Source organism: Paenibacillus sp. FSL R7-0163 (assembly GCF_037969975.1).
GTDB classification, from domain to species: Bacteria; Bacillota; Bacilli; order Paenibacillales; family Paenibacillaceae; genus Paenibacillus_AQ; species Paenibacillus_AQ odorifer.
Genome location: NZ_CP150224.1, coordinates 4,089,987 through 4,108,558 on the forward strand (window position 1 = coordinate 4,089,987; position 18,572 = coordinate 4,108,558).

An 18,572-nucleotide genomic window follows, 5' to 3' on the forward strand; every position below is an offset into this window, starting at 1 on the left:
CTAGCATAACATTTTCAGGCTCATTATGGTATATTGTAGACATTACAACATATTTCAGAGGTGAATAAGTATGCATATCACAATCCGTCTGTTCGCGGGTTTGGCTGAGATTATCGGCTCATCTTCTCTGACCTTTCATGCGACAGAGAATCCCTTAACCGCTGGGAAGTTAAAAGAACTCCTTTCAACCTCTTATCCGGATGCAGCATCCCTAATTGGAACTTCTTTGGTCGCCATTGACCGGGAATATGCACCTGATGAAGCCCTCATCACCGAGTCTGCCGAAGTTGCATTAATCCCTCCCGTTTCCGGTGGAGAGAATGGTTCTTTATATGAAAGCACTTCTGACGGCCTCTATAGCATAACGGATCTGCCTTTAAATGCTGAGAAGCTTCTGGATGCCGTCCTCGACGCCAATCATGGAGCATCCCTATTATTTGTAGGAACTACACGCGAAATGACCGGAGAACTACGTACAACAGCATTAGACTATGAAGCCTATATTCCTATGGCCTTAAGCAAGCTGAAAGAAATTGGTGACGAGGTGCAGAATCGCTGGAATGCACGCTGCGCGATTTCCCACCGCATTGGGCTTGTAGGCCTGAAGGAAGCAAGCGTTATCATTGCCGTCTCTACCCCTCATCGCGATACCTGTTACGAGGCTAGTCGTCTGGCCATTGAACTGCTGAAACAGACCGTCCCTATCTGGAAAAAAGACATCAATGAATCAGGCCAGCACTGGGTAGGCTCTGAACAAAAGGCTGCCGATTCCCTCCACAATTAATCTTCACTCCTTTTTCATTGAAAAATCTGCACTTTGTTGATATTCTGGATAAAATCGGATAAAAGGTGGCATAGGCATTGAGAGTACACGTCTCGGATCTAAAACCTGGTAATCACCTCAACTCAGACGCTTATAGTTCAAGAGGTCTGCATGTATTACCAAAGGGATCGCTGCTCCAGATAGATGATATCGCCAAGCTGATGCAGCATGGAGTTGATTATGTTGATATCCAGACGTTAGTGGAAGAACCTGCCCCATTAAGCAGACCTTCAATTATTCAGACGGTGACCACTAGTTTTGATACCATGATTGACGGCTTTGAGAATCTTTATATGGAAGCACTATTAAAAGGAAGCTTTAACCAATCCGTGGTTAACGACATTCTTCAGCCTTCGCTTCAATCGTTGGACAAGCAAAAGGATGTAGTCTCCCTGCTGCTTCTGCTCGATCGCGAAGATAATTATACCTACAATCACTCTTTGCAGGTAGGTATGCTCTCTTATTATATTGCAATCTGGCTTGGGTATTCCAAACAAGAATGCTATGAGATTGGACGAGCTGGATATTTAATTGATATTGGAAAATGTAGAATCTCACCTGCACTATTAAATAAGCCTGGGAAATTAACCGCGGAAGAATTCGAAGAAGTTAAACTACATACTAAGTACGGCTACGAAATTATCCGCAATTCTATGGATGACTCACATACAGCCTTGGCAGCCTTGCAGCATCATGAACGTGAGGACGGCTCTGGCTATCCTAATAAGCTAACCAAATCCGATATTCATCCTTATGCGCAAATTGCTGCTGTAGCTGACATCTATAGTGCGATGACTTCTAAACGCGTCTATCAGTCCAAGCAAGAGCTTATTTCTGTCCTACGTGAACTAAATGATCTCAGCTTTGGTAAGCTGAACGGTAGAACGGTTCAAGCCTTTATACAGCATTTAATGCCTAACTTTATCGGCAAGCGAGTATTACTGAACACGGGGGATACAGGTGTGATTATCATGAACAACCCGGTTGATATTTTCCGTCCGCTGGTAAAGATCGATGGATTATTTGTCGATCTAGCCCGCGAACGTAACGTTACGATTGTGGAAATCTACATGGACTAGGGCGTTTCTTGAGGTCCTGCGTTGCTTAGCAAAGGGTTCAGAGCTGCTGTTTGTACACTAAATCCCCCGGTTTGACTACGGGGGATTTTTTAGTTGTACTTTGTGCAACAAAATTCATGTCTACCAGGCTGACTTCTGATTTAGTTGTACTTTGTGCAACAGTATCCACGTCTAACGAGCTGAATTGTGATTTAGTTGTACTTTGTGCAACAGTATCCACGTCTAACGAGCTGAATTGTGATTTAGTTGTACTTTGTGCAACTAAATCCACTTCTAGCGAGCCGATTTCTGATTTTGTTGTACTTTGTGCAACAGTATCCACGTCTAGCGAGCTGAATTGTGATTTAGTTGTACTTTTGCAACTAAATCCACGTCTAGCGAGCTGAATTGTGATTTAGTTGTTCTTTGTGCAACTAAATCCACGTCTAGCGAGCCGATTTCTGATTTAGTTGTACTTTTGCAACTAAATCCACGTCTAGCGAGCCGATTTCTGATTTAGTTGTACTTTGTGCAACTAAATCCACGTCTAGCGAGCCGATTTCTGATTTAGTTGTACTTTGTGCAACTAGAATTAAGGAAAATGCCCTTAATAAGCACATTTCTCGAAAATAGCTGCACAAAGTGCAATTAACAGTATTTTTATAACAAGAATGGCGGTTACTATTGTACAAACTGCAACTAAACGATTCGTTTCCTGATTACTCCTAAACTTCCCTCGATTTTCACCTCTACTTGTTTCCTTCTGACTTCGAAGATAGTTCCTCCTACCCTCAACATAGTAAGGCCCCTCAATTTAATTATCTGACGTAACGTTTGAATTTCTCTTCTCATGGCGAAACTAATATGTGGTTTTAAATTGCTGTAGGAGGAAAAAAGCATGCTTCCTGTCCATGAACGCCTTGCCGAGTTGTTCACCCTGAGCCGTAGACGGCAGCTTACTGCTGCTGAGGAAACGGAACAACAGCAGTGCCTGCAAATAAACGCTACCTACTGCTATGAGTTGGCCCGATTGCAAAATGAAATCCAATTAGCGGAACAGACAGCTGATCTACAATGGCATCAAGATATTTGTGCACAAATGTTTGAGCTGCGTGTGACGGGCAGGGTATCCAAACGTCCTAAGTAACTGAATAGAAATCTAACCCTGCTGTATTATGTTCTGCTGCTCTGCTGTTCTTGCATTCTTCCGTTCTTCCGTTCTGCCGTTCTGCCGTTCTGCCGTTCTGCCGTTCTGCCGTTCTGCCGTTCTGCCGTTCTGCCGTTCTTCCAATCTTCCATTCTGCCGTTCTGCCGTTCTTCCGTGCTTCCGTGCTTCCGTGCTTCCATTCTGCCGTTCTTCCGTTCTTCCGTTCTTCCGTTCTGCCGTTCTTCCATTCTGCCGTTCTGCCGTTCCCCTGTTCTGCTGTTCTGCTGTTCTGCTGTTCTTCCATTCTGCCGTTCTTCCTTTGCCTTGTCCCGTAATACCTATATGCCATATTCCACTCTACTCTGGTCTGCCTGTTCTAACCCCGGACCCATTAATCTCTACATCCTATATCCCTATAAAAAACAGCCCACACCGCAGTTGCCTAAGCAACGGGAATGAGCTGTTGTTGTGTTCTGTTCTGTTCTGTCGGTCTATAGGAAGCGGAATTGCGCTTCGATCAGACCGTTGTATACCCCATCACGGGATGTCAACTCATGATGGTTTCCTTCTTCTTTAATCTCTCCGTGATCGAGGACGACTATTTTATCCGCATGGCGGATGGTAGAAAGTCTGTGCGCTACGATAAAGGAGGTTCGGCCTTGAAGCAGGATTTTGAGTGCCTCCTGGATCTTCAGCTCTGTCTCCGTATCAATGCTGGCAGTTGCCTCATCCAGGATTAGAATACGCGGATTTGCCAAGAGCGCCCGGGCGAAGGAGAGAAGCTGACGTTGTCCCATCGACAACGCGCTGCCGCGCTCTTCCACCTCTGTCTCATACCCACCGGGCAGCTTCATGATGAAGTCGTGGGCATCCACGGCTTTTGCAGCATTTTCCACTTCTTCATCTGTAGCCTCCAGACGGCCAAAACGGATATTATCCCGAATCGTTCCCGAGAAAATAAAGGTATCTTGCAGCACGATTCCGATCTGCCTTCGCAGGCTGTCTAACGTAACCCCGCGGATATCTTCACCGTCTATCGTGATTCGGCCGCTTTTGATATCATAAAACCGGCCAATCAGGTTAATGATCGTACTTTTACCAGAACCTGTATGACCTACGAGCGCGATCGACTGTCCTGCTTTTACATCCAGATCAATACCTTTTAATGCAGCCCGGCCTTTTTCATATTCAAAAATGACCTTCTCAAAGTTAATATCCCCACGAATCGTTCCCATTGGCTTAGCACCAGGATTATCTTGAACCGCAGGTTGCTCATCCAAATATTCAAAGATCCGTTCCGAGGAAGCCATTGCCACAAGCAGCTGATTGTACATCTGCCCAAGGCGATTAATCGGGTCCCAGAAGTTGCTGACATAAGAACTGAATGCTACCAGCATACCTACTGTGAGTTCTCCAGATTGGATCAGATAAGCCCCCAGCCAAAAGAGGATCATTGTTCCAAAACCACCTGTGACCTCAATAATCGGACCGAACGCCTGGTTCATCGCAGAGGCTTTGTTCCAGGATTTTTTGCTGTCGGTATTCATAACATCGAAATAATTCATATTTTCTTGTTCTTGGGTGTAGGCTTGTGTGACTCTGATTCCCTGAATCGATTCATTTAAATGAGAATTAATTCTGGAGTTCTTCATCCGCACATCCTGCCAAGCGATCCGAATCTTTTGGCGCAGCTTAGTTGAAACAAAGAACATAATCGGAACCGTAACCATTACTGCAAGACCTAGCTTCCAGTTGATCACTAGTAGAATAATGGTAATCCCCATAAGCTGCACGCAGTCGATCATCAGATTGACAACCCCGTTTGTGAACAAGTCCTGCAAAGAGTTGATATCATTGGTTACCCGCACTAATACCGAACCTGCCGGACGTTTATCAAAGAAGTTAAAGGAGAGCTTCTGAATATGCTTGAACAAATCTGAGCGCAAATCATAAATCACTCTTTGGCCGATGATGTTCGTGTATTTAATCCGGTATACTCCCGCAATCCATTGAATCAGATATAAGACGATTACCCCTGCTGTAAGCGAATATAGCAGAGATAAGCTGGGATTCCCCACCTTTGGTGCAATCGCACGGTCAATGGCTAAACTTGTTAGGAACGGGACGGTCAACTTCGTGATAGTTCCCAGAATCATCATGATGGACACCAATGGAAGCATCTGCTTTGCATAAGGCTTCATGTACCCGAACAGTCTGGTGAATTGCTTCCAGTCAAAAGCCTTATCGATGACATCATCATCTTTATATACAAAACGTTCATCCAGCTCTTGCTGCTCGGCTGCTTTATTTTTTGCTCCCGTAGCGGTCATTGGTTTGGCTTCAAGTTTCATATGCCTCACTCCTCCCCTCTTCCGGTCGCTCTGGCCAGATAATCAGCATACTGTATCCGGTATACATCCTGATAAGGACCCGGCACTTCAATTAGCTCTTTATGGGTACCACGCTGCTGTACATGACCTTCGTTCATGACGATAATCTGATCCGCATGGCGCAAGGAGGAGATCCGATGGGCAATAATAAGTGTAGTGCGCCCCTTCATGACCTCTTGGAATCCGGCTTGAATCTCGTGCTCCGTCTCCATATCGACAGCGCTGGTCGCATCATCGAGGATAAGAATCCGCGGATTCTTAAGCAGGGCTCTAGCGATGGCAATCCGTTGCTTTTGTCCACCGGAAAGACCCATTCCGCGCTCACCCACCACAGTGTCATAACCATCTTCCATCTCCATGATGAAATCATGGGCTTTGGCAAGTTGTGCAGCTCGGATAATTTCTTCCATGCTTACATTTTTCAACCCATAGGAGATGTTGTTGCGAATTGAGGAGGAGAACAGGAAGGTCTCCTGAAAGACCGTCGCGATCTGTGAACGCAAGCTGCGAACATTGTATTCTCTGATGTCCATCCCATCCAGTGTGATGCTGCCTTCATTAACGTCATAAGCACGCATCATCAGCTGTGTAATGGTCGATTTACCAGAGCCCGTTCCTCCAAGGAACCCTATAACCGCACCAGATTTAGCCTCAAAATCAATGTCTGTAACCGCAGGCATTTTGTTTCCATAAGCAAATGTGACGTGATTAAACGCTACATCTCCCTTAACCTCAGAAGGTACCAGTTCACGGGCGTTCTCTTTATCCTTCACATCAATATTCTGATTAAGTACTTCCAATACACGTTCTCCCGATGCTTTGGACTGTGTATAGTTATTAATATGGAATCCAAGACCCCAAATCGGTCCAATGATGTACCAAATTAAGCTGAAAAAAGCAACCAGTTCGCCCAGCGACATTTTCCCCTTAATAACTAACGTTCCGCCTACTCCAAGCAGAATAGCTGCACTGATCGATGCTAAAAACTCCATCGCTGGAAAAAACTTACTCCAGAGCTCAGCGGCAAAAATCTGGTTATTCTTATAACGTTCGTTGCGGTGTGAGAATTTCTCTACTTCATGAGCCTCTCTCGCAAATGATTTTACGGTGCGCACACCCGTGATATTCTCCTGTACAGCCGTTGTCAGAGAACTGAGCGCAAGACGCATCTCTTGAAAGGCCGGGTGAATCTTAGACTCGAATTTTAGCGCAATAAACGCCAGGATTGGCATCGTAATCAAAGTTACTAGAGTAAGCTGCCAATTGAGTGAGAACATCATAATCGAACCAAAAATGACCATAAAAAAGACATTCAGCAACTGAGCAAAACCGAAACCGATAAAGTTACGAATCGCTTCCAAATCTCCGGTTAGCCGGGACATCAAATCTCCCGTTTTCGCGGTATCATAATAGCGGAAAGATAGGAATTGCAGCTTCTCATAACAAGCATTACGCAGCCGGTATGCAAGAAAGTTACCTAGCCGTCCTCCAAAAAATCCATGTGCAAACTGCAGGCATGCTTTTACTATTACTACAGCTAACACGCTCAATGCGAGCACTGGCACCTCTGTAAACTTAAGTGGCACAATAACATCATCGATCAGCTTTCTTAACAAATTGGGGGTAATCAGCCCCACTGCAGTTGCAGCGGCCAAACATATAATCGAAAGAATCAGAAAATGCAGCTTCTCCCGATAATAACCGCGCAGTTGCCTGAGAACATCCATATCTCTCCTCCTTAAGGCTTACTTAGTAAGCATTTTTTTGTATAAAGCAAATGTTACATCGTAAGCTAGCTTTTTTTAGCGCTTACAATTTAGTGACTTTAAGCAGTGTATCATCCATAATTTAATGCGGCAAAGGGGAGAATTGCGCGTTTTTGCGGTTATTTCGGAAAAAAGCAGCATCTACATGATATAAAGGACCCTCGTTATCTTAAAATGCTCGTGTTTCCTCCTTAATCCTGATGAATTAAGAATCTACATGATTATTGTAATCATCGTGTAATATTAGGAGGACCTTTATTCGGTTTTTTGCATAATTATTGGGATTTATTCGGGGATACGAAGAGTTCACTTTTTCGCCGTCTTAAATTTGCTTCAGATGTAAAACTTTTACCACAATTTACCGTAATATAGTAATACAACACTTTTTACTTATATTATGGAGGGGAACTATATTGAAAAAGCAGCTTGTTTTATCTTGTATTATCGCCATTATCCTTCTTTCAGGGTGTAGCAATACAAATAACATTAACCCTACGGACGCAAACACAGCGATCAACGAATCTAAAAACTTGTTTAATTTCGGGGAAATCTCCTCAAAAACTGATACAGCACCCTCACCTGAAAAAATGCTAAGAGAAATAAGCAATTTTGTTATTGCGGACATTTGGAATGTGGGGTTTGTAGATGTTATCTCATACACTAGAAGTGGTACAAGCAGTACAGGAGCGAGCATGGACATTGACTTTACGATCGAACAGCTTGGCAAAGCCATGGAAGAGAAAAAAGAATACGATACATATATGAACAAGTTAGATACTAAGTATGATTCTATAAAAAAAATATGGGCCAAGCTTTCCCCAGAAATTGATCTTTTATATAAACAGATTCAGGAGACACCTCCAAAAGCAAACGATAACAGCTTAAAACTTGATGCAGGTAAATTCAATCAATATTCAGAGGCTTTTAGTAAAGAAGTGAATGATCTGGCAAAACAGTAGCCTTTACTATATAAAAAAACCCCGCCAATGATTTGGCGCCATTCTATTCTTTCTCTCATAAAATATAAAATCTACAATGAGAGGTTAGGTGAATTGGATGAGTATACAGTTTCTTGATATGAGAATTTCACAGGGCAGCACTATGGATGCACAAAGTCTTAATTTAGTTCGTTCAAGTGCAATTTTCGGTGATATTGGACTTCAGACAGTAAATGTTAACCCTGCCAATGCAGGTTTAGTGAGAGTCACATTGAATGCTTTTGCCAGACTTAGTGTTGATGTTAGCATTATAGTTCAGAATGATGTTACTTTTAGTATTTACCGCAATAATATATTAATTTTTAGTACAACGTACCCCGGAAACATCAATAATACAACGACCCAATATGAAATGGTTGGAATCACCGCTGTCGACTATCCGCCTTCGACCGATGTGCTTACCGGCCAGATTCAATACACCATTGTAGCATCAGCGATTAGAACGGCATCTCTGGGAGCCAGATCCTTCAGTGGAATTGCCGTTGCCGGAAATGGATAGTTGAAAATATTAAAGGTGTGTCCCCGGAGCATTCGGGGATTTTTTCAATTGTGCCCATAAAAAAAGCATCCGTAGAAAAATATCTACGGATGCTTTGAAGAAATATAAACGTTAGGAGGACGGGCCTCCATTCATAAGCGCTCTTATTAACCGATTGAACCTTCCATCTCGAACTTGATCAGACGGTTCATTTCGACCGCATATTCCATCGGCAGTTCTTTTGTGAACGGCTCGATGAAGCCCATGATGATCATTTGAGTCGCTTCAGCTTCTGTGAGGCCACGGCTCATCAGGTAGAACAGTTGCTCCTCAGAAACTTTAGACACGGTTGCTTCATGTTCAAGAACGATGTTATCGTTCATGATTTCATTGTAAGGAATAGTATCCGAAGTGGACTCATTATCCAAAATCAGCGTATCACATTTAATGTTCGATTTCGCACCTTCTGCTTGACGGCCGAAGGAAGCTAGACCACGGTAAGTTACTTTACCGCCATGTTTACTGATGGATTTCGATACAATGGTGGATGTTGTATCTGGAGCCAAATGGATCATTTTGGCACCCGCATCCTGATGCTGGTCTTTACCTGCTACCGCGATGGATAGTACTGAACCTTTAGCACCACGGCCTTTAAGAACAACCGCAGGATATTTCATGGTCAGCTTGGAACCGATGTTACCATCGACCCATTCCATGGTAGCATTCTCTTCTGCAACCGCACGTTTGGTAACGAGGTTGTAGATGTTTGGAGCCCAGTTCTGGATTGTGGTATAACGAACGCGGGCGTTCTTCATACACAAGATTTCAACAACCGCACTGTGCAGAGAGTTCGTGCTGTAGATTGGAGCAGTACATCCTTCTACGTAATGCACGAAGCTGTCTTCGTCCGCAAGGATCAAAGTACGTTCGAATTGTCCCATGTTCTCGGAGTTAATACGGAAGTAAGCCTGCAAAGGAACTTCACATTTCACACCTTTAGGAACATAGATGAAGCTGCCGCCTGACCAAACTGCACTGTTAAGTGCGGCAAACTTATTATCGGTTGGAGGGATGATCGTCCCGAAATATTTTTTCAGAAGCTCTGGGTGCTCACGCAATGCAGTGTCGGTATCTGTAAAAATAACCCCTTGATCTTCAAGGCTCTTCTGCATGCTGTGATAGACTACCTCAGATTCATATTGTGCCGATACGCCGGCGAGGAACTTCTGTTCCGCTTCCGGAATCCCCAGCTTGTCAAAGGTTTCTTTGATTTCGGAAGGAACTTCTTCCCAAGTCTTCCCTTGCTTCTCTGAAGGTCTTACATAATATTGAATATCCTCGAAGTCCAAATCATCCATATTGCCGCCCCATGTAGGCATTGGCATTTTACGGAACTGCTCCAAAGATTTCAAGCGGAAGTCAAGCATCCACTGTGGTTCATTTTTGATCGCTGAAATTTCTTTAACAATTTCGGCCGTCAAACCTTTACCAGACTGGAATATCGACTTATGCTCATCACGGAACCCGTACTGGTATTCTTCCATATCAGGCGCTTTCTTAGCCATGGTGTCAGCCTCCTTGTTCTACTGTTATTTATGTTGCTCTTCTTCGTCAATTCCTTTACGGAGTGCGTTCCAAGCCAGTGTTGCGCATTTGATCCGCGCAGGGAATTTATTCACACCCGAAAGGGCTTCAATGTCTTCGTAATCTCCAAAATCCACGTCTTCACCCTTCATCAGTAAGGAGAAGTTATCGGCCAGTTCAAGCGCACGTTCAACCGTTTGTCCTTTGATCGCCTCAGTCATCATCGAAGCCGATGACATACTGATCGAACAGCCTTCACCATTATAACGGGCATCCTTTACAATTCCATCCTCTACCTTAAGCTGAAGAGTAATACGGTCACCACAGGTTGGATTATTCAGTTCGATTTTTAGAGCATCATCTTCAAATGAACCGCGATTCCGAGGACTTTTATAATGATCCATAATTACGCGTCTGTATAAGTCATCCAAGTTCATAGCTGAAGTACTCCTTTGTCTTGATTAAAGCGTCCACCAGTCGATCTACATCCTGCTCAGTATTATACAGATAAAAGCTTGCACGTGCTGTAGAGCTGGCTTCCAGCCAGCGCATCAGCGGCTGACAGCAGTGATGACCAGCGCGGATGGCAATACCTTCCGCATCTAGCACTGTAGCGACATCATGCGGGTGAACGTCACCCAGATTAAAGGTGACAACGCCGACTTCACGATTCCGAGGACCATAAATGTTCAGACCCTCGATCTCTGACAGACGTTGCTCTGCATACGCTGCAAGAGCTTTCTCATGGCGGTGTATCTCATCCAATCCGATTTCTTGTAAGAAATCAATGGCTGCACCTAAACCAACAGCACCAGCTATGATCGGCGTACCGCCTTCAAACTTCCAAGGCAGTTCTTTCCATGTGGATTCATAAAGACCCACATCATCAATCATCTCGCCACCGAATTCGACGGGCTCCATGGCTTCGAGAAGTGCTCTCTTGCCATACAAAGCGCCAATTCCGGTTGGTGCGAGCATTTTATGACCAGATAGTGCATAGAAATCACAATCCAGATCCTGCACATCGACTTTCATATGTGGTGTGCTTTGTGCACCATCTACGACAATTACTGCACCATGACGATGAGCAATAGCCGCAAGCTCTTTAATAGGATGAGTTACTCCCATAACGTTGGATACATAAGCGATAGCAACGATCTTGGTTTTATCCGTAATCGTCTGCTCGGCAGCTTCCAACGTAACCGTTCCATCAGGTTGCAACGGTATATATTTCAATGTAGCACCTGTCTTCTTAGCGAGCTGCTGCCATGGAATCAGATTACTATGATGCTCCATTAAGGTGATGACGATTTCGTCGCCTTCACCCACAGCAGAGGGTCCGTAAGAAGAGGCTACAAGATTTAAGGCTGTAGTCGTTCCGCGTGTAAAGATAATTTCTTTAGTGCTGCGGGCGTTAATAAACTTAGCTAGCTTCTCCCGGGCTCCCTCGTAGGCATCGGTTGCTCGGCTGCCTAAAGTATGGACGCCACGGTGTACGTTGGCGTTATCCCACTCATAATACGACTTGACCGCCTCAATCACTTTCCGAGGCTTCTGTGAAGTAGCAGCACTGTCCAGATAGACCAGTGGATGTCCGTTCACATTTTGGTTCAGTATGGGAAATTGCTCCCGGATGGCGTTGCTAATCATTGAACTAACTTCCTTTCCACAAGAGATTGGAGCTGATTGCGCAGTCCCTCCAGTGGAATTTGTGACACAACAGGAGCCAAGAAGCCGTAGATGATCAGAGTCTCTGCATCATGCCGTGTAATTCCGCGGGACATTAGGTAAAAGACTTGCTCGTGATTGACCTGTCCTACGGAAGCGGCATGGCCGGCTGTAACATCATCTTCATCAATAAGCAGGATCGGATTGGCGTCACCACGGGCTTTTGGACTCAGCATCAATACTTTTTCCGTTTGCTGGCCATCCGCTCTAGTAGCACCTTTCTCAATCTTGGTGATTCCGTTGATGATAGAAGTAGCAGAATCACGCATAACTGCACGAGTGATCATATCACTTGGTGTGCTTTTGCCAAAATGCTGAGCTTGAGTGGTGTAATTCAGTTTCTGTGATCCCGTACCTACTGCAATTACTTTAGCATCGGAGCTAGAACCGTTGCCTTTAAGCACAGACTTGGTATCACTCGCAGTATCTCCGTAGTTCATCTCACCAACGATCCATTCGATGACTCCGTCATTCTCAACAACAGCCCGGCGATAAGTTACATCTGTAGTATCTACACCAAGCTGATGCACTGTAGCATAACGAACTTTAGCGCCAGCGCCCACGAATACCTCTACCGCACCATTGTGTAGTCCAGCTTCTTCTTTATCCGATACGTAGTTGTCTACATAGGTTACGGAACTGTTAGTATCAGCTACGACCAGAATGTGTGGAACAAAAGTAGCTTCCGCATCATCCGTTAACAGCACTGCTTGAAGCGGAGTTTCAATAACAACATTCTTAGGAACATAGAGGAATACTCCACCATTCCACAATGCAGCATGCAGCGCTGCGATAGAATGCTCGTCTGGCTGAATGGCTTTATGCAGGTAACGTTGAACCAAATCTCCGTGTTCTTTAACAGCTGTCTGTAGATCTGTAAAAATAACACCCTGTTCTGCAAGCTCAGGAGCGATACGTGTATATACTGCACCAGAGTTGCGTTGAATAATCAGGCTGCCTTCCTCCTGATCCTTGATCAAGGAAGAAATAGATGCAGGTGCATCACTTAGCGAAGCAAAAGGTTCACTTGCTTTATAGCTACCATAATTATTGACATTCCAACGATCAATCCGTGTCTTCTCTAATTTAGGCAGTGTCAGAGTAGCTGCCAATTCTAGTGCCTTCAAGCGGCTTTCTTTCAGCCAACCCGGTTCGCCGCTGCTGTGCGATAATTCGCTCAAGCGTTCGGCATCCACCGGAAGAATGGTCTGTGTCGTCATAGTGGTCTCCTCCTTCCTGGCGTTTCTTACGCTTCTTGCCCTACAGTTTCATCTTCAATTCCAAGTTCTTCTTTAATCCATTCATAACCCTCTGCTTCCAGACGCTGTGCAAGCTCTGGACCACCGGATTTCACGATTCTACCTTGCATCATAACGTGAACATAATCAGGTTTGATGTAGTTCAAAAGACGTTGATAGTGGGTAATAACTAAGAAGCCGCGTTCTTCGCTCCGCATGGAGTTTACGCCTTCAGCTACAATTTTCAAAGCATCAATATCAAGACCGGAGTCAATTTCGTCCAAGATCACGATTTTTGGATCCAGCATCATCATTTGTAGAATTTCATTACGTTTCTTCTCACCACCGGAGAAGCCTTCGTTCAAGTAACGGTGTAAAAACTCAGGGTTCATATCTAGTTCTTTCATCTTTGCTTCCATTTGGCGAATAAAACGAATCAACGAGATTTCGCTTCCCTCTTCACGACGGGAATTAATGGCAGAACGCAAGAAGTCGGAGTTAGTTACTCCAGAGATTTCGCTTGGATATTGCATTGCAAGGAAAAGACCTGCACGTGCGCGTTCATCAACAGCCATCTCCAGAAGATCTTCACCATCAAGAGTTGCAGTTCCATCAGTTACTTCGTATTTAGGATGACCCATTAGCGCCGAAGCCAAAGTACTTTTACCTGTACCGTTTGGTCCCATGATGGCGTGAATTTCGCCACCTTTCATTTGAAGGTTAATCCCCTTCAAAATTTCTTTTCCCTCAATCGTCGCTTTAAGACCCTCAATGACAAATTCTGCTGCCATAATATTATTCCCTCCATTGATCGATTTGCGAAATCAAAAGTTGTATTGAAACAGGATAATCCTGATTCCCAGCACAATTAGATTTTCTATCACATTATAATTATTATAAATTGAATCACAATGATTATCAATGATTCTCACTAATTTTATATCAAACCTTGTTTTTTTACAAATTTCTCTTTAGCTAATCACTTGTGACTCAGAGAAGATTTTCATTAAGTATAAGACTAACGCAAAAATAAGACTTCCCGCAGGAAGTCTTATTCAAACTGCTTAATGATTAGCTAAGAAATGAACGTAGCATCCATTGGTGTTTCTCCAGATCACTACGGATTTTAATGAACTTATCTGAGGTTGGCTGATCCTTGGTTTCTTCGGCAAGCTCGATGCCTTCTGTCAGCTCTTCAGAGATGGTGGCGAAGTCTTCAATCAGAGACTGAACCATTCCCCGTGTATCTTCCTTACCTGTAGCTTCTTGAATTGTAGCTAATTCCAAATATTCTTTCAATGTTGCTGCCGGACTACCTTTGATGGTTAGCAAGCGTTCTGCTACTTCATCCATGTGAAGGGTTACTTCATTATATAATTCCTCAAATTTCACATGAAGGGAGAAAAACTGTTCTCCTTTGACGTACCAATGAAAGTTATGAATTTTTACGTACAGGACATTTAAGTTAGCAACCTGACGATTCATGATCTGTTCCAGTGAAGTTGTATTTACTTTATTCGATGCTTTAGCCATGAGATGATCCCTACCTTATCCATTATATTTACCGGTTACTATTTCCTTCGTCCGGTAGTAACTTGTCTATTCTTAATTTACCCTTTTACCTGTAATACGAAACAAGGAGAAGCCTTCCATAACCCCTTTATTTGTACTAGCATGAGCAAAGACACACCCGATTATGCTTAAATGTGAATACTTGCACACAAACAAAAAGGGCCTAAGCCCCGTTTGTTTGGAATTGTTAAATTTTCCGGTCAGACCATAAGAAGTAACGCTTCCGCACCCGTCATACCTGGTACGATGCCAAGACTCTCTGCTTCTATCGTTACAGACTCCAACGGGGCAGCTAAAAGCTGGGCAAGTGTCCGTACACCCACCGCACGAGCCGCGATGATATGCCGATCACTAAGTGTTTCATTAAGGAGACCGACATCCAGTGCACCGCACATAATATAATGGTCAAAAAACCCTTGATACATAAGGCTTTTTTCGTCCGTGGTCACAGAATATCACAGATTGGTCACAGAGTTATGATTTCTTCTAGAGTGTCAGTGACCTCTTGTTCCATGCTTGGCAATACATGCGAATAAGTATCTAAAGTTACTGCTGTCTTACTATGACCTAACCTTGACGAGATGACCTTGATATTGATTCCCTTTGATAACAATAAGGTCGCATGACTGTGACGAAGGTCGTGGAACCTGATGTGTGGCAATTTAGCCTGTTTAACATCTCTTGTATAGGACTTAACTAAGTTGCCGGGAAATACTGTTTTTCCATTAGCCAAATTAAAAATTACAAGATCCAAATCAACGAAATTATCACCTAGCTCAATTCTAAGAATCTCATACCTTTTCTTTTGTTCCTCTAGAATCTCAACAAGTTGATTAGGAATTGATATTCGTCTCGTTCCAGCTGTTGTTTTTGCTCCAAGAGACAATTCAGTACCATGAAACTTAAGAGTCTGAATGATACTAATTTTTTTATTAACAAAGTCAACATCTTGCCATCGTAAACCCAATATTTCCCCTTGACGGAGACCTGCTAACAGTGCCAAAGCATATACGCAATGATACCGCTTCTCCTTTGTTTTATTCAAAAATTCATTTGTCTGTTCCAATGTCCAAATATTAAGCTTATTTTTCGTTTGTTTTGGAAGGGTCACTTTTCTCATGTAATTAATATTTATGATCTCATATTCAATTGCCTTATCAAATATCCTTTTCAGCATTGTACATATTCGATCAATTGAATTCCTTGCAAGTCCTTTATCTACCAATTCCTTAACAAACTGCTGACAAGACTCAAGATCAATTCTTTGGAGTTTTTCTTTGCCAAAGGTTTCTTTGATGTGATTCTTAAAATACAACTGATTATTATAAAATGTTGTTTGTCCTACTTCCATTTTTCTTATGTTGTCTAACCAATATTCAGTAAATTCATTCAAAGTGGTGTGCTTAGTACCAACATATTGACTTGTTTGTACTTCAGATTGTAGTTCAATCATCTTATCATTTGCTTCTCTACGACTGTCGAATCCTCTTCGTTTAACTTGTCTTCGTTTTCTTAGTTTCTTGTCGTAATAATCAAATACGAATTCCCATTTCTTCGTTTGCACATTTTTACTGACAGAAGCCATTTTAATTCCTCCGATTCTTATTGACCATATAAGAATGGAGCTAAACATGTGACTAAAAATATCTTAGCACAGTCTTAACTCCATAGGTATATTAAGTCAAACTATTTGGTTGCAAATGATGTAACCCAATTTTCTAATGTCTGTTTTGGAATGTAGTACCTCTTTCCAATTTTCTCAGGATTCAATTTGTGCATAATTTCCGTTGCTGAATTTCTTCCAACATTCAAACGTTTCATAATATCTTTGACACACAATAATTCTTTTTCTGTCGTACTTGCGTTCATATTTAATCACCTCAATAACACTTATGTATTTTAAAATTTGTCCTATGTATTCTAATTTTCATAGCTTGTCTCTTTTAGCAAACGCATTAATAACTTCTCTACCCGCTCCACACAACAAGCAAGAGGGATTAACCCTCTCACCTTTCTTTAATTAGAATCATTCCAGATAAAATAGTCGTTTCATATGTATGTTTATTCATTTAACTTTGCTCTTACTTAATCTAAATACTCGATTAATACAACTCTCTAAGATATGATTCTCTAACATCCTGTAAATAGAAGTGTTCCAGAAATACCCTAGCCTCTTCTTCTGAAACATCTTCATCCATTAGTAAACTTCTAATATAGACAATTGGCTCAAGGTGTTCTCCATCAGTACTGCACTGCCCTGCTACAATCCCATAATCCTCAAGTAAATTCTTATTACCCAATACTTTCCATCCTCCAATTTATTACATTTCATAATCGTCATACTCAACACTATCGTCCACACTACTGCTACTACCATATGTATCTACTTCTTGTTCCTTCTGAGCCACAGCGACAGCAGTAAGTGATTTAATTTCATTCTCGCTCAAACCGACATCATTCAATTTAAGTATCATCTTTGACAATTCCTTATGTGAGATAGTCCATCCACGTTCAACAAACTTAATTGTTCGGATAAAGGTATGTGCTATGTTTCTAGCTCTCTGCTCATTGTAAACGAGTTTATTATCATCAAGATATTTAAAGCTGCTTAGTGTTCCAATCTCTCCATCATGGTAATAGAACTGGTTGTGTTTAAAATCAAACTCTGAAACAACCTCATCAATACTTCCTACCCATTGAGTAATGATTTGATATTTGCCAATAGTAATTGCATTATCAGTTAGAATAAATGGGAGTCCTTTATATTCTCCCTTTTTAACCCCTTTCTTCTCTTCCATATCATCCAAGTTGTCAAAGTACTCTCTTAACGCAGTAGCGAATCGTTTACTTGTAAGGAAGAAATCATAATCGTTTGGCTCCTGCTCATTGTAAATACTATGTATTCAACCACCAGCGATGAATGAATATGTATCAAAACTTTCTTGAAGATTTTTAGGTAACAGACTTTTTAATTCAGCTTTAGCTTTTTTATATAAATTCTTTTCAGTAATCTTAGCAAGTGGTTTATTATCATCCAAACTATGTTCCTTCAATATCTCACTATATTTCTTATAAAATTCATGTCTATCAGTAATCTCTTTGCCTTGTTCAAACCGTCTAACCTTTTTGTCTGAGCATCCAATAAGTCCAGCAATAGCTTTTTGCGTAAATGAAGTTTCAAGGCGTTCATTTTTCATCATCTCTCCGACTAAATCCCAACCAAGGTTTTTCATTAACTCCATCATCCTTTTTATGTATTTTTATTATTAAAATAGATATATTAGGAGCGGGACAAATCACCAATTTGATGAGTCGTTTAAGCCGCTCCTATATAATAATACTCTAGTTTACTATTACATTATCACTACCACCATCTATTGTTGTTGTATTCCCTAGATGTGTTGTAACAGTTGAACCCTCAAACGCTAATGCTTTACCATTTACAAAAACATTACTACTTCCCACAGAGACCGAACCTGAGCCACTTCCTGATGTTGCTGGACTAATTGAAGTAATCCAACCCCCATAATGTGGATAGGGTTCAGGATCGGCTGTCCATTGCTCTTGTGTCGTATCTCCAACGGTTATAGCAGGAGAACCATTAATAAAGACATTACTATTGGATGAATTCAATTCCCCTGTAACCTTAGCATCAGAATTCCAAGATGTATTACTATATGTGGGATTACCATTACTATTCGAACCAGATTGATAACGCTCAGTATACGTTACGTGGCTTGATTTAGTTGAATCGTTAATTGTTGAATTGCCGTTTGCTGCTCTTGGCATT

The 18,572-nt window shown here is 42.3% G+C and carries 20 protein-coding genes and 1 pseudogene; 5 read left to right on the forward strand and 16 right to left on the reverse strand.

Annotation, left to right across the window (positions count from 1 at the left end; all coding sequences use genetic code 11):
* Positions 1–70: 70 nt before the first annotated feature.
* From NST45_RS18285 to NST45_RS18295, 3 genes are all read left to right on the forward strand, one after another.
* Entirely contained in the window at positions 71–784 is a 714-nt protein-coding gene (locus NST45_RS18285) for a molybdenum cofactor biosynthesis protein MoaE (RefSeq protein ID WP_036684088.1), read from the forward strand.
* A gap of 77 nt (positions 785–861) precedes the next feature.
* Positions 862–1,902 (forward strand): HD-GYP domain-containing protein, encoded by a 1,041-nt coding sequence (locus tag NST45_RS18290; protein ID WP_036684091.1) that lies wholly within the window; start codon positions 862–864, stop codon positions 1,900–1,902.
* A gap of 877 nt (positions 1,903–2,779) precedes the next feature.
* Positions 2,780–3,028 carry a hypothetical protein gene (locus NST45_RS18295; protein WP_051491314.1) on the forward strand — a complete coding sequence of 83 codons (249 nt, stop codon included), beginning with the start codon at positions 2,780–2,782 and terminating at the stop codon, positions 3,026–3,028.
* Here the strand turns inward: NST45_RS18295 and NST45_RS18300 are convergent.
* The 3 genes from NST45_RS18300 to NST45_RS18310 all read right to left on the reverse strand — a co-directional run bounded on the left by NST45_RS18300 (position 3,021) and on the right by NST45_RS18310 (position 7,145).
* A complete protein-coding gene (locus tag NST45_RS18300; protein WP_339823392.1) occupies positions 3,021–3,332 on the reverse strand; it encodes a hypothetical protein in 312 nt (103 codons plus the stop codon). The two genes, NST45_RS18295 and NST45_RS18300, sit on opposite strands and share 8 nt — an antisense overlap.
* 187 nt (positions 3,333–3,519) lie before the next feature.
* Positions 3,520–5,358, reverse strand: a complete 1,839-nt coding sequence (locus NST45_RS18305) for an ABC transporter ATP-binding protein (protein WP_036684176.1) — start codon at positions 5,356–5,358, stop codon at positions 3,520–3,522.
* 26 nt (positions 5,359–5,384) lie between these two features.
* Positions 5,385–7,145, reverse strand: coding sequence for an ABC transporter ATP-binding protein (locus tag NST45_RS18310; RefSeq protein WP_036684103.1), 1,761 nt, complete (start codon positions 7,143–7,145; stop codon positions 5,385–5,387).
* Positions 7,146–7,597: 452 nt separating this feature from the next.
* On the opposite strand from NST45_RS18310, the gene NST45_RS18315 reads away from it, so the two are divergent.
* Together NST45_RS18315 and NST45_RS18320 are read left to right on the forward strand one after the other, a co-directional pair.
* Positions 7,598–8,143: a hypothetical protein gene (locus NST45_RS18315; RefSeq protein WP_076144371.1), complete on the forward strand. Its 546-nt coding sequence runs from the start codon at positions 7,598–7,600 to the stop codon at positions 8,141–8,143.
* A gap of 97 nt (positions 8,144–8,240) precedes the next feature.
* Positions 8,241–8,681 (forward strand): hypothetical protein, encoded by a 441-nt coding sequence (locus NST45_RS18320; RefSeq protein WP_076144370.1) that lies wholly within the window; start codon positions 8,241–8,243, stop codon positions 8,679–8,681.
* 146 nt (positions 8,682–8,827) lie between these two features.
* Here the strand turns inward: NST45_RS18320 and sufB are convergent, their stop codons facing one another.
* The 13 genes and pseudogenes from sufB to NST45_RS18385 form a co-directional block, all read right to left on the reverse strand.
* Positions 8,828–10,225, reverse strand: coding sequence for a Fe-S cluster assembly protein SufB (gene sufB / locus NST45_RS18325; protein ID WP_036684335.1), 1,398 nt, complete (start codon positions 10,223–10,225; stop codon positions 8,828–8,830).
* Between the two features lie 24 nt (positions 10,226–10,249).
* A complete protein-coding gene (sufU, locus tag NST45_RS18330) occupies positions 10,250–10,681 on the reverse strand; it encodes a Fe-S cluster assembly sulfur transfer protein SufU (RefSeq protein ID WP_036684339.1) in 432 nt (143 codons plus the stop codon).
* On the reverse strand, positions 10,668–11,894 hold the full coding sequence (locus NST45_RS18335; RefSeq protein WP_076144236.1) for a cysteine desulfurase: 1,227 nt from the start codon (positions 11,892–11,894) through the stop codon (positions 10,668–10,670). The genes sufU and NST45_RS18335 overlap by 14 nt, the downstream gene beginning before the upstream one ends.
* Positions 11,891–13,192: a Fe-S cluster assembly protein SufD gene (sufD, locus tag NST45_RS18340; protein ID WP_036684344.1), complete on the reverse strand. Its 1,302-nt coding sequence runs from the start codon at positions 13,190–13,192 to the stop codon at positions 11,891–11,893. The genes NST45_RS18335 and sufD overlap by 4 nt, the downstream gene beginning before the upstream one ends.
* Before the next feature lie 26 nt (positions 13,193–13,218).
* The gene (gene sufC / locus NST45_RS18345; protein ID WP_036684347.1) at positions 13,219–14,001 is read right to left on the reverse strand and encodes a Fe-S cluster assembly ATPase SufC; all 783 of its coding nucleotides are present in this window, start codon (positions 13,999–14,001) and stop codon (positions 13,219–13,221) included.
* Between the two features lie 280 nt (positions 14,002–14,281).
* Positions 14,282–14,743 carry a DNA starvation/stationary phase protection protein gene (locus NST45_RS18350; RefSeq protein ID WP_339823397.1) on the reverse strand — a complete coding sequence of 154 codons (462 nt, stop codon included), beginning with the start codon at positions 14,741–14,743 and terminating at the stop codon, positions 14,282–14,284.
* A 239-nt stretch (positions 14,744–14,982) separates the two neighbouring features.
* Positions 14,983–15,183: pseudogene (locus NST45_RS18355) on the reverse strand (YunC family protein); the annotation flags it as partial.
* A 65-nt stretch (positions 15,184–15,248) separates the two neighbouring features.
* Positions 15,249–16,367 (reverse strand): tyrosine-type recombinase/integrase, encoded by a 1,119-nt coding sequence (locus tag NST45_RS18360; RefSeq protein WP_339823400.1) that lies wholly within the window; start codon positions 16,365–16,367, stop codon positions 15,249–15,251.
* A 101-nt stretch (positions 16,368–16,468) separates the two neighbouring features.
* Complete coding sequence (locus NST45_RS18365; RefSeq protein WP_339823403.1) at positions 16,469–16,651, reverse strand: hypothetical protein; 183 nt, start codon at positions 16,649–16,651, stop codon at positions 16,469–16,471.
* 233 nt (positions 16,652–16,884) lie between these two features.
* On the reverse strand, positions 16,885–17,082 hold the full coding sequence (locus tag NST45_RS18370; RefSeq protein WP_339823406.1) for a hypothetical protein: 198 nt from the start codon (positions 17,080–17,082) through the stop codon (positions 16,885–16,887).
* Positions 17,083–17,103: 21 nt separating this feature from the next.
* Positions 17,104–17,589, reverse strand: coding sequence for a hypothetical protein (locus NST45_RS18375; RefSeq protein WP_339823409.1), 486 nt, complete (start codon positions 17,587–17,589; stop codon positions 17,104–17,106).
* Positions 17,590–17,685: 96 nt separating this feature from the next.
* A complete protein-coding gene (locus NST45_RS18380; protein WP_339823412.1) occupies positions 17,686–18,015 on the reverse strand; it encodes a hypothetical protein in 330 nt (109 codons plus the stop codon).
* A 109-nt stretch (positions 18,016–18,124) separates the two neighbouring features.
* Positions 18,125–18,571, reverse strand: a complete 447-nt coding sequence (locus NST45_RS18385) for a PAAR domain-containing protein (RefSeq protein ID WP_339823414.1) — start codon at positions 18,569–18,571, stop codon at positions 18,125–18,127.
* Position 18,572 lies beyond the last annotated feature (1 nt).